9 protein-coding genes are annotated in these 8538 nt (G+C 42.9%); 3 read left to right on the forward strand and 6 right to left on the reverse strand.

The window, feature by feature from the left end:
• Positions 1-3: 3 nt before the first annotated feature.
• The 5 genes from VF412_RS08755 to VF412_RS08775 all read right to left on the reverse strand — a co-directional run bounded on the left by VF412_RS08755 (position 4) and on the right by VF412_RS08775 (position 5914).
• Positions 4-1170: a PQQ-binding-like beta-propeller repeat protein gene (locus VF412_RS08755; RefSeq protein ID WP_331338853.1), complete on the reverse strand. Its 1167-nt coding sequence runs from the start codon at positions 1168-1170 to the stop codon at positions 4-6.
• 19 nt (positions 1171-1189) lie between these two features.
• Positions 1190-1999: a tetratricopeptide repeat protein gene (locus VF412_RS08760; RefSeq protein ID WP_331338854.1), complete on the reverse strand. Its 810-nt coding sequence runs from the start codon at positions 1997-1999 to the stop codon at positions 1190-1192.
• 200 nt (positions 2000-2199) lie between these two features.
• Positions 2200-3345: a Glu/Leu/Phe/Val dehydrogenase gene (locus tag VF412_RS08765; RefSeq protein WP_349259001.1), complete on the reverse strand. Its 1146-nt coding sequence runs from the start codon at positions 3343-3345 to the stop codon at positions 2200-2202.
• A gap of 177 nt (positions 3346-3522) precedes the next feature.
• Positions 3523-5271, reverse strand: a complete 1749-nt coding sequence (gene argS / locus VF412_RS08770) for an arginine--tRNA ligase (protein WP_331338856.1) — start codon at positions 5269-5271, stop codon at positions 3523-3525.
• Between the two features lie 13 nt (positions 5272-5284).
• A complete protein-coding gene (locus VF412_RS08775; protein ID WP_331338857.1) occupies positions 5285-5914 on the reverse strand; it encodes a hypothetical protein in 630 nt (209 codons plus the stop codon).
• A gap of 435 nt (positions 5915-6349) precedes the next feature.
• Here VF412_RS08775 and VF412_RS08780 point away from each other — a divergent pair, with 435 nt between their 5' ends.
• Complete coding sequence (locus tag VF412_RS08780; protein ID WP_331338858.1) at positions 6350-6886, forward strand: tyrosine-type recombinase/integrase; 537 nt, start codon at positions 6350-6352, stop codon at positions 6884-6886.
• A 102-nt stretch (positions 6887-6988) separates the two neighbouring features.
• Here the strand turns inward: VF412_RS08780 and VF412_RS08785 are convergent, their stop codons facing one another.
• Entirely contained in the window at positions 6989-7315 is a 327-nt protein-coding gene (locus tag VF412_RS08785; RefSeq protein ID WP_331338859.1) for a hypothetical protein, read from the reverse strand.
• Between the two features lie 175 nt (positions 7316-7490).
• On the opposite strand from VF412_RS08785, the gene VF412_RS08790 reads away from it, so the two are divergent.
• Positions 7491-8105 carry a 2OG-Fe(II) oxygenase family protein gene (locus VF412_RS08790; protein WP_331338860.1) on the forward strand — a complete coding sequence of 205 codons (615 nt, stop codon included), beginning with the start codon at positions 7491-7493 and terminating at the stop codon, positions 8103-8105.
• Between the two features lie 5 nt (positions 8106-8110).
• Positions 8111-8538: ATP-binding cassette domain-containing protein (locus VF412_RS08795; protein WP_331338861.1), on the forward strand; the 428-nt coding region annotated here is incomplete at its 3' end.

Here is an 8538-nt window from a genome sequence, read left to right on the forward strand (position 1 = left end):
AACCTACTCCTTAAAGTAATCTTGTTTCACCCAGCCTGCATCAATCGCGTAAAGATTTGCCTCACCAGAAATGAAATACACACGGTTGTTTTTCTCGTCCACTTGTGGAGAAGAAAGAATGCCACGACCTGGATCCATATCACCCAAGACCTTGCCGGTAGTCACATCCAGAAATTGCAAGCGACCTTGTGATTCACCAAAGGCGACAATACCTTTAAAGACCTTCACTTGGGTTGGAATGCCTTCTTTAAGTTTATATGACCAGATCTTTTCACCATTTTGTTTTTTCAATGCCTGGACTTCGCCATTCGTTGTTGCATACAAAAGACGATCCCCAAAGACTGTAACAGCGCTGTAGCTTCCACCATCCACACGCCACAAAATCTCGCCTTTATCAGCAGAAACGCAGTAAAGCTTGTCGTCATAACCTGCGATATAGATCTGATCACCATCCAAAACCGGAGCGGCGTCTATATCTCTGAAACGTTTATTATGATTCAGTTGAAGTTCCCAAACCACGTTCCCAGTTTTTGCATTCAGGGCAACCAGAGAGCCGTCCGAGAAACCTACGTAAAGGACACCGTTACGAATGGCTGCTTTGCTTCCACCACGAATTGAGAATTGAGCCGTATCTTGACGAGAATAAAGCCACAGTTGCTTTCCAGTAGCCGCATCAAGTGCATAGAAAACGTTGGATCCAGACAGGAAGTAAACGACACCTTCTTCAAGAAGAGGTTCAGAAAGGTTTTCAATCTTTGTCGGAAAACTCCACTGAACTCGACCCGTGCTGGCTTCGACAGAATAAAAATTTCCGTCACTGGCTCCAAAGAACAAGCGATCACGAATAACCGCCGCACTTGGTTCAACTCCGTTAACTATCGGTAAACGCCATTTTAAATTGCCAGATTCGCGATCATAGGCAGTGACACCATCCATGCCATTCCCTTGAATAACCAAAGGACCAACTAATAAAGGTGTCATACGATTGATTTTTCTAAACCCCAGATTGTCTTCTGCGGTTGTAGAACGAACCCACGCCGTCTTGACCTCAAAGGTTCTTTTATTGTTGCGAGAGCTCCAGCCTTCCATTGTTGAATTGAAGGTCGAGCATCCTGCAAGAACAAAGGCCAACGGGCTAAGACTAAAAATCAGACGGCTTTTAAATTTCATTCGTTCCTCTTAAGAAAGATTAAAGAGATTTCTTAGCTTTCAACAAACGAAGATATTTGTCAGCTTCACGAACTGCCGCCATATCGTTCGGTGAACCGGCCTCTTCTTTTTTAGAAACTTCTGTGTAAAGAGCTTCTGCTTTCGCAAGATCGTTCATTGATTCATAGCAAAGACCCATGCGAAGTTTCGCTTCATCATGAGCGAATTTGAATGATTTGTTATTTGCGATTTTTTCCCAGGAAGAAACAGCAGATTTACAATCGCCTTTGTCCGCGTAGATATTGCCCATTTGCATGTAGATCAGAGCACTTGTTGCGTCTGTGTTGTTCAAGTTCTTTTCAACTTTTTGCAAAGTCGCCAACGCTTCGTCATTCTTTTTATAATCGATATAGATGTTGCTTAAGTTTAAAGCAGACATTTGACCTGCTTTTGTTGAAGGAACTTCGTTCACCAAGCCTTCAAAGCCAGCGATGACATCGCCATAATCTTTCTGCATATCACCAGTGGCCTTTTTAGAAGGATCAACAACTGGCGCTGGTGTTTTCTTATCTTTTGGCTGGGGAGCTGCTGCTAGACGAGCGGCTTCTTCAAAGGTACGACGTTTTTCAGTATAAGCTTTTTCAAATGGGAAATACTTTTCTTGATAAGTTGTTTCTTTTTTATCTGAAAGATAACCACTGATGGAAACACCAGCTCCGATCACAACGAAAACGATAATCGCAGTGATCACCATTTTAGAGTGAGCTGTGGTCCACACAAAACCCTCACGCAATTTTTCAGTCACTTGATCTGGGGAGTTCAACGCGTTTTTAGAATTTTTCGTACTCAAGATAATCCTCGCTGGCTGGTCTATACTTCAAATTTTGTCTATACTTACGAGGGATAATTGTTCTGTAGTTCAAGGATCTTAGTCAAGTAAAGCCACCGTATGATCGATATCCTTACGCGGCGAGTGATGAATAAGAAAAAGGCCCGTCGATCACAAGAAAATGACCACGAGCCTCTATGAAATTCGCTTTTAAAGGCGAGCTATCGGTTGTGAACTTCACGAAGCGTGGTGAACGCGCGAGAAGATTTACCTGGATGACGTTGTTTCAAGCGACCAATTGTATTGATACGCTCTTCAGCCAAACGATCGGCCGCTGTGTGAGTTCCGATATTGTCGCGCTTAGCGATTTCATAAACTTTAAGGATATTGTCATAAACGCGTTTTGTTTTCTCGAAAGCGCGCTCTGGAGAGTAACCCTCAAGCTCAACAAATACGTTCATCAAACCACCGGCGTTGATCACGTAATCCGGCGCGTACAAGATACCCAATTCTCGCAATTGGTCACCATGGCGAGCCTCAGCCAATACGTTATTAGCGCCACCAGCAATCACTTTAGTTTTAAGTTTCGTGATCGTTTGATCGTTGACAATAGCCCCCAAAGCACACGGAGCTAAGATGTCACACTCTGTGAAAAGTATTTCATCAGAGCTTACTGCTGTAGCGCCATAAGTCTCAGCCACTTTTTTCGTGCGAGCCATATCGATGTCGGCAACCGTCATAATCGCGCCTTCTTCTTTCAAGTACTTCGCAAGATTTGAACCCACGTTTCCAAGACCTTGAATCGCTATGCGTAGGCCTTTCAAAGAATCAGTGCCGAATTTTTCCTTCGCAGAGGCCTTAATACCCATCAAAACACCATGCGCAGTGTATGGTGACGGATCGCCAGAACCACCAAAGTCCTTAGGAATACCAGTCACCCAAGGAGTCTCCATATAGATGTGTTCCATGTCCTGAACATTCGTTCCAACGTCTTCAGCTGTGATGTATTTACCGTTCAAAGAGTTCACGAATTGACCAAATGCGCGGAACAAACCTTCAGATTTTTGAGTCTTAGGATCGCCGATGATAACGGCCTTACCACCACCCAAATTCAAACCAGAAGCTGCAGCTTTGTAAGTCATACCTTTGGACAAGCGAAGAACGTCTACCAACGCTTCGTCTTCGTTTTTATAGTTCCACATGCGAGTGCCGCCAAGCGCTGGGCCCAATGCTGTGTTGTGGATCGCGATGATAGCTTTCAAACCAACGTGTGGGTCGTTACAGAAAACGACTTGTTCGTGGTCACCATGCTTAGAGATAACTTCAAAAGTTCCCAAAGTAGACTCCTTCAGAGTCGAATTAAACATTCGACATATTCAAGTAATGAATTGCGAAAAGAATCATGGTGCGAGTTGAGTAAAAAGACTAGTGCTTACACCCAGCAATAAACGCCAAGCAGCAACCTTCAGGAGGCATCATAAAAAAAAGCCTCGCCATCTTATAGAAATAGCAAGGCTTTCCTTTATTTTGAATTACCAAAAAGATTACATTTTCTCTGGAGCTGGCATTCCCAAAACTGACATACCTTGTTTTAAGGTCGCACCAACAGCAGTAGCCAATGCAAGACGCGCTTGTCGAGTGGCTTCATCTTTTTCTGTTCCAATGGGGCACTCGTGATAGAAGACGTTAAACTTCTTCGCTAGCTCATACAAATAAGTACAGATCGCAGCTGGCTTAAAGTTTTCAGAGGCCAAAGCCACCGCCGAATTAAACCCAAATAGCGACTGCATCAATTGTCTTTCTGAATCATGAGTCAAAAGATCCCACTTCACAGAAGCTTTTGCATCACGAGGAAATTTTCTACCAAGACTTGAAATACGCGCGTGAGAATACTGCACAAAAGGTCCTGACTCGCCATCAAGCTTCAACCATTCGTTCATGTCGAAAACGATTTTCTTATTCGTATCGATACGAAGCATGCCGTAGAAAATCGCGCCCTTTGCAACCTGTGACGCAATCAAATCGATGTCTTCCTTCGACCATTCATTTTCATAACGGCTGAGATATGTCGTTTTCACGTGTTGTTCCATGCCGTGGACAAGATCTGTCAAAGGCACGATATTGCCCTTACGAGAACTCATCGCACCATCTGGAAGCTCCACATAATTATATTGTAAGTGATAGCAGTTCTTTGCCTGCTTAAAGCCAAGAATTTCAAGGACTCTGAAGACTTGTTTAAAGTGAAGTGCTTGGCGCATGTCGACGACATAAATGGATTTCTCAATCTTTCTGTCTTCAAATTTATGTTTCGCCAAAAGCAAATCTTTAGTCGCGTAAAGTCCTGTACCGTCGCTTTTCAGAAGCATGCAAAAACCTAGATTTTCAGACTCTAAGTTATATCCAATAGCACCGTTTGATTTTTCTAGCTTTCCTTCAGCATAAAGTTGTTTTACCCAAGCAGCGGAAGGCGCATCCATTTCTGACTCGAAATACCATTCGTCGAACTGAACATCGGCCCACTTGTAAACGCCTTTCATCAAAGCGATGGACCATTCGCGAGTCTCTTTCCATAGATCATAGTAAGGGCCTTTTTCTGACTCGAGCTGTTTTAAGATTTCGGTCAATTCCGCACGATTGACTTCCTCTTGAGGAGTTCCATTTTGATCTTCCAAAAGAAGATTTGCCTTCGAATACATTCGTCCCAACCATTCGCCTTTTCCTGTTTCAGGAACCGGTTCTTGATTGTGCTTTTTCATATACCAAAGACATTTCGCGACGTGAGTTCCCATATCACCAGGGAAAGTAGAAGAAATAATCTCGCGACCTGTATAACGAAGCATTCTCACCAAAGCATCACCAAGACACAGATTTCTCATGTGGCCTACATGAAGCTCTTTATGTGTATTTGGCTGAGAGTACTCGATCATTGTTTTTGGAGCTCTTTCCAAAATCTGCTTCTTAAAGAAAGAACCATCCAAAATCGGATTTAAAACCTGCTCACCAAACGCCACCGGAGAAAAAGTGAGATTCAAATAAGGACCCGCAGCCTGCGCTTTGATAAGAGCACCATCTGTTTCAATATTTTGCGCGATCTCAGCAGAAATTTGTGGCGGACCTTTGCGCAGGGCTTTGGCTAAAGTAAAACAACCGAAAGCGAGATCTCCCATGTCAGACTGTGGGGGCTCAACAAGGGCTTTATAGATTTCGTCTTCACTCAACGCTTGCCCCATTTTTGTGATGGCAGCAGCGATTTTTTGAGTGGCTAAAAGGCGAATGGAGTCGTGTTTAATCATCTTATGTCTCAACTTACGTTTTTAATTTCCAAAGCAGGAGCAACGCTCCCCAGGTGATACTTAAAGAAAGGACGACTATACTGATTTTCTTATGAAAATTCAGGTCTTTTTTAAGTTTAGCGACCTCGTTTTGCAGTTCATTTTGTAGATCCGACTGAAGTTCCCGTTGCAGACGATCTCTTTCCATGGACACAGCATCGATTTTATCCCTTAAAAGAGCCATTTCTTGAAGTCGGTCTTGGCGTTCGTGATCCAACTCCTGAAGAGCCTTTTGATGCAAAACCTGCGGACTTTGATTGATAAAATAATGGGGAGTTAACCCTGGAATCTTATCGTTTAAAGCTGAAAACCACTGAAGAGCACGCCAAATATGGGGTGGAGCTTCATCCCCCTGCCTTGTCCAGCGAGTCCAACTGGATGGATCGACCATTAAAAGTTGCGACATTTTTCTTTGTGAAAGACCTAGCCCCAAACGAACCGATTCTAAATCCCCCAATTGACGACGGATAACAGAAACCTGGGCTTCATAATGCATCCTTAAAGATGTCTTCGATCGGGGAGAGTCCTCCCCTTCTTGAAAGCTCTCGTTTGAAAGCATCGTTTCATCTATCTCTAGACCCGACCCTTGGGTGTTCATTTCCATTTGAAGACCTCCAGACTATTGTATTTCACAACATTACTATTGTTATACCCACTAGAAAGCATTGTGAAATACATGTATACTTTAAATGGCCAGAATAAAGAGTCAAGCTAAGTTGTTGAAACCACAAAAGAATCCATCAAGGATACCCCTGATAACCCCTTTTCCAAATTCAACTAGAGATTATAGTTATAAGCTATAGTGTTAAGCTATTAATTTTAATTATATTTTTACGCGTGCATATTGAAGATCATGAGCCCTACAGAACACAATGCATAGCATCAAGCCAAACTAAACAATAAATTTTTATATATCACCAACTTAGATGCGACGCAGCATATGGATTTACATTTAATAAGCTTTCCGCACTCATTTGTTGCGCGATGCGTCTTTGAAAATGATGTTGTCAATGATGGGCTAGTTTCTCAATGATGGGCTATGGCTACGGCAGCATCTCGGTATTCACTCAATAAAAACAAGTATCTCCTGGAACCCGAATCGGAACGTTTGCGAAAAATTCTCGGGGATTTTCAAGATAAAGACCCGCGCAATTGTTTGATGATTTGGGTGGGTTTAAGAACCGGTGCTCGAGCCCAGGAAATTCTCAATATTCAACGAAGTGATTTGAACCCTTATGACGAAAGCGTTTTTATCCGGGGTCTAAAGGGATCCAATGATCGGGAAATTCCTCTTCATCCCGAAATCTTCAATCGACTTCATCGATTCGCCGAAAAAGAGGGTGGAACCAGGGTCTTTCCGATTTCGTACCCCCGCCTCTATCAGGTCTGGGAAATGTATCGCCCCGTTCCAAAGAAATTCCACGCCCTCAGGCATACTTTCGCTATCGAGCTTTATAAAAAGACGAAGGATTTACGCCTTGTTCAAGTGGCATTGGGGCACAGAAATATTGCGAACACGATGGTTTACGCAGATTACGTTTATTCGCAGCAGGAACTTCGCAAGCTTATTCTTTAACGACCGGCACAAGCCCTCAGCAAATAAGCGATCATACAAAAAGAAAAAGCGGCCCGGGGGAAGGCCGCCTTTAGGGGGTATTTTAAAGATCTTTCGAAACGATTATTCGTCAGAAAGATTGATTTCAGTCGCCAAACGATCCAATTGTTTCTTCTGAGAAGGTTCAAAGTTCTTTTTCTCTTTCTTAAAGGCCAACAAATCTTTTTTCGTTGGAGCATTGTAAGAAGTAGATGGGTTGTTTTCTACGATTACGATGCGTTCGTGAGTATTTGAAGCTTGGCGAGCCTCACCTACGTTTTCAGTTACTGTCGAGTGAAGTTGATTTTGCTCCTTAATATTCTCAGCGATCATCGCGTTGAAATCAGAAACCTTGGCAAAGCTCATAGCAGGGATCATCGCGATAACTGTTACAAGTAATTGCTTTTTCATAATTCACTCCTTGGTAATACCTAGATACAAAGCAAGCGCGGTGCCATCGCACCCCCGTTTATTTTGAGCTTGGCCTGACTCACCCTGAGAAGAGCCCTTTTTGCGCCTGACACCTGTCTAATAAGTAGTGGTTTCCGTTCTTGTCTTGGGGGATTTTTCGCCCTAATGTCTCAATATGATAAAGACACTCTTCCCTACCTTCGTTTATTACGCTCCGCTGAAGCCCTCAGGAACGTCTCAAATTAATAAAGAAATCAAACAGGAAGCTTTGAAGTTTTCTGAGATCGATGAGCAAGGTCAGCTATGGTCCCTTAAAAACTACAAGGGTGGATACACATCCTATGGCTCCATCGCACAGCTTCACCAAGTCTCAACGACATTTGAATTACTCGAGAAAGAAATCAATAAGCATGTTCGTAAATTCGTGAAGCATCTTGAGATGGACATCGATCCCAAAGAACTTAAAATGAGCTCTTGTTGGATCAACATCATGCCGACAGACGTGATTCACACTATGCATATGCATCCGCTCTCAGTGATCAGCGGAACTTATTATGTACAAACTCCAAAAAACTGTTCTTCGATCAAATTTGAAGATCCAAGAATGGATTCTTTTATGGCGTCGCCTCCGCGCAAACATAATGCGAAAGATATCAATCAAAGATTTTATTCTTTGAAACCTGAAGCTGGAAATGTTGTTTTATTTGAAAGCTGGCTTCGCCATGAAGTTCCAAGAAACGATTCCAATCAAGAACGTATCAGCATCAGTTTTAACTACGATTGGATCTAAAAAGAATGTCTGAAGGCTTTAAGGGAATCAAAATAGACGGTCTATGGAAAAGCTTCGCCAGACGTGAAGTCATTCAAGACCTTCATTTAAAAATTGATTCTGGGACATTCACAGCGATTGTCGGTCCCTCAGGCTGTGGCAAATCTACATTGCTGCGCCTTATGGCAGGACTTGAATCCGTTACGACAGGAAGTCTGCAAAATACCTTTCAAAATCAAACAGGGTTCGTCTTTCAAGAGGCTAATTTACTTTCATGGAAAAGCGTTTTAGAAAACATTCTTTTACCCTTTGAGCTTTTACCTCGCTTTAACGATATCTCTCGCACCGAAGCTCGCACTCAGGCCCTGCAGGCACTTGAAAAGGTAAAGCTTCAGGATGCCGCTGATTTATTTCCTCACCAACTATCTGGCGGAATGAAAATGCGCGTGGCTTT

Source organism: Bdellovibrio sp. (assembly GCF_036384735.1).
Taxonomy (GTDB): domain Bacteria; phylum Bdellovibrionota; class Bdellovibrionia; order Bdellovibrionales; family Bdellovibrionaceae; genus Bdellovibrio.

Excerpts from the sequence above, each read along its gene's own strand:
- VF412_RS08755 (WP_331338853.1), bottom strand. The coding sequence starts at position 1,170 with ATGAAATTTAAAAGCCGTCTGATTTTTAGTCTTAGCCCGTTGGCCTTT.
- VF412_RS08765 (WP_349259001.1), bottom strand. The coding sequence starts at position 3,345 with ATGTTTAATTCGACTCTGAAGGAGTCTACTTTGGGAACTTTTGAAGTT.
- argS (WP_331338856.1), bottom strand. The coding sequence starts at position 5,271 with ATGATTAAACACGACTCCATTCGCCTTTTAGCCACTCAAAAAATCGCT.
- VF412_RS08775 (WP_331338857.1), bottom strand. The coding sequence starts at position 5,914 with ATGGAAATGAACACCCAAGGGTCGGGTCTAGAGATAGATGAAACGATG.
- VF412_RS08780 (WP_331338858.1), top strand. The coding sequence starts at position 6,350 with ATGGCTACGGCAGCATCTCGGTATTCACTCAATAAAAACAAGTATCTC.
- VF412_RS08785 (WP_331338859.1), bottom strand. The coding sequence starts at position 7,315 with ATGAAAAAGCAATTACTTGTAACAGTTATCGCGATGATCCCTGCTATG.
- VF412_RS08790 (WP_331338860.1), top strand. The coding sequence starts at position 7,491 with ATGATAAAGACACTCTTCCCTACCTTCGTTTATTACGCTCCGCTGAAG.